Source organism: Bradyrhizobium mercantei (assembly GCF_001982635.1).
Lineage (GTDB): Bacteria > Pseudomonadota > Alphaproteobacteria > Rhizobiales > Xanthobacteraceae > Bradyrhizobium > Bradyrhizobium mercantei.
The window spans coordinates 1-2,474 of the sequence record NZ_MKFI01000025.1; the positions used below are offsets into that span (position 1 = coordinate 1).

Sequence of the window (2,474 nt, forward strand, 5' to 3'; positions counted from 1 at the left end):
ATCCGCGATCTGGAGCCGGCCGAGCCGGAACGCCGCTATGAGCGCAAGAGCCCAGGCGAGATCATTCACATCGACATCAAAAAGCTCGGGCGTTTCGAGCGTGTCGGGCACCGCATCACTGGCGATCCGAGTGGTCCGAACAAGAGCCGTGGCGCTGGCTGGGATTTCGTCCACGTCTGCATCGACGACCATTCCCGCGTTGCTTTCTCCGAGATCAAGCCCGACGAGACGGCCGATAGCGCTGTTCCCTTTCTCAAGGCGGCTGTCACCTATTACAAGAGCCTCGGCGGCACCGGCATGGATCAGCACGCCGCAAACTGCGTCTTCACCCCCCGCGCCGCGCGCAAGGGCTGGAATTATCGAGATCGAGCTTGGCGGCGGCTGTCGCGTGCGCGTTGACCGGGACGTGGACACCGAGGCGCTGCAGCGGGTTCTTGAACTTTTGAGACGACGATGATCTCGATCCCGAGCGGCGTCAGGGTCTGGATCGCCACTGGCCACACCGACATGCGTCGCGGCATGCAAAGGCTGGCTCTTACGGTTCAGGAGAGCTTGAAGCGCGATCCCCATGGCGGCGATCTCTACATCTTCCGGAGGCCGCCGCGGCGATCTGGTCAAGATCCTCTGGCACGACGGGCTGAGCATGTCGCTCTATGCCAAGCGCCTGGATCGCGGCAAGTTCATCTGGCCCGCGGCGTCGGGCGGCGCGGTATCGATCTCGGCGGCGCAAATGGCTTACATGTTCGAGGGCATCGACTGGCGGAATCCGCAGCTGAGTTGGCGGCCGCAGAGTGCGGGCTGAGCGTAGAATCCGCGGCTTTTTGCATTTTGGGGAGTCCCATCGCGTCCAATCTGTGATTCACTGCGTCGCATGAATGCCGACCGCGACGCTGTTCCGGATGACGTTGCCGCCCTGAAGGAGGCGCTGGCAGTCGAGCGCGCGAAGGCCTTGGAGATCGCCGCCGAGTTCGCGGTCGCCCGCGCGAAAGCGTCGGAAGACGAAGCGCTGATAGCCCAGCAGCAGTTGCAAATCGCCAAGCTGAAACATCAGATCTATGGGCAGCGGTCGGAACGTTCGGCGCGGCTGATCGAGCAGTTGGCGCTGACGTTCGAAGAGCTGGAAGCCGACGCTCGCGGCGGAACGAGGCGTGGCGAAGACGACGACGGTGCGCGGATTTACGCGCAAGCGTGCTGAGCGCCAGACCTTCCCTCAGCACCTTCCCCGGGAGCGGGTGGTGATCGACGGGCCGACAGCTTGTGAATTCTGCGGCAGTAATCGTCTTCGCAAGCTCGGCGAGGACGTGACGCGCACGCTGGAAGTAGTGCCGCGCCAGTGGAAGGTGATCGAGACGATCCGGGAGAAGTTCTCCTGCCGCGACTGCGAGAAGATCAGCCAGGCGCCGTTCCATGCCATCGCCCGGGGATGGGCCGGCCCGAGCCTCCTGGCCATGATCGTGTTCGAGAAGTTCGGCCAGCATCAGCCCTTGAACCGCCAGGCCGAGCGCTATGCCCTGGAAGGGGTGCCGATCGCGCTGTCGACCATGGCCGATGCCGTGGGGTCGGTCTGTGCGTCGCTGAATCCCTTGCTGCGCCTGGTGGAAGCCCATGTCATGGCGGCCGAGCGCCTTCATGCCGATGATAGTGTGCTGCAGAAGCACGCAGGAAGGATGATCGAAATGATCTGAAAATCTGTGTGCACAAGCTGCGGCAGCGATGAGGGTATGGGAGCCAGAAGAGGCCGCATCACCCGGGCGACATCATCTCGGAATGGGGGGCTACTTCAAATCGGAATGCTGGGCGAGATCATCTCGGAATGCTGGGCGACATTGAGCGGAATCCGCAGGATCGACGCTTCGTGCCTGGTCTTCATCGACGAGACCTGGATCAAGACAAACATGGCACCGGTGCACGATTCGAAGAGAATATGGTCCGATTTGTTGGTAGTCCTTGCTGATGGGGGAAGGATTTTGTGCCATTAGCATATCTCTTTTAGTTAAACTAGTATCATCCAGAGCACGATGTTTCTTACCGAAATCGGGATTCCCAGAGAGAAAGATTTCTGATTCAACCCCATGCGCTGGGGAACGGATGGCCAGCATCGATGACGCGCCCCTATTCGGAAGACATTCGCGAGTGCGCTCTGGCGCGGGCTAATGGGCGAGACCGTCCGTTCGATTAACGGTAGTTGCCATTAGGTTCAGTGGTTCAGGACGGATTGTAGGAATGCGCGGGTGCGCTCGGACTGTGGACTGGTGAAGATCTTGTCGGGTGGACCCTGCTCAATGATGCGGCCCGCGTCAAAGACAGCGATGCGGTCGGAGACTTCGCGTGCGAAGCGCATTTCGTGCGTCACAATCAAGAGCGACACGTTAGTCTCGTGCGCTACACCGCGAACCACGTCGAGAACCTCACCGGCAAGCTCGGGATCCAGCGCTGACGTGATTTCGTCCAGTAGGAGTATCTCAGGTTTCAAG

1 protein-coding gene and 3 pseudogenes are annotated in these 2,474 nt (G+C 60.8%); 3 read left to right on the forward strand and 1 reads right to left on the reverse strand.

Features of this window, described 5'->3' with window-relative positions:
- From BI327_RS40600 to BI327_RS40610, 3 genes and pseudogenes are all read left to right on the forward strand, one after another.
- Positions 1–288 (forward strand): annotated as a pseudogene (locus BI327_RS40600) (IS481 family transposase); the annotation flags it as partial.
- A 280-nt stretch (positions 289–568) separates the two neighbouring features.
- Complete coding sequence (gene tnpB, locus BI327_RS40605; RefSeq protein ID WP_283807842.1) at positions 569–802, forward strand: IS66 family insertion sequence element accessory protein TnpB; 234 nt, start codon at positions 569–571, stop codon at positions 800–802.
- Between the two features lie 69 nt (positions 803–871).
- Positions 872–1,649, forward strand: a pseudogene (locus tag BI327_RS40610) (IS66 family transposase); the annotation flags it as partial.
- Positions 1,650–2,197: 548 nt separating this feature from the next.
- Here the strand turns inward: BI327_RS40610 and BI327_RS42560 are convergent.
- Positions 2,198–2,474 (reverse strand): annotated as a pseudogene (locus BI327_RS42560) (amino acid ABC transporter ATP-binding protein); the annotation flags it as partial.

Bases quoted from the DNA above. Each gene is read 5' to 3' on its own strand.
- tnpB (WP_283807842.1), top strand. From the start codon at position 569: ATGGCGGCGATCTCTACATCTTCCGGAGGCCGCCGCGGCGATCTGGTC.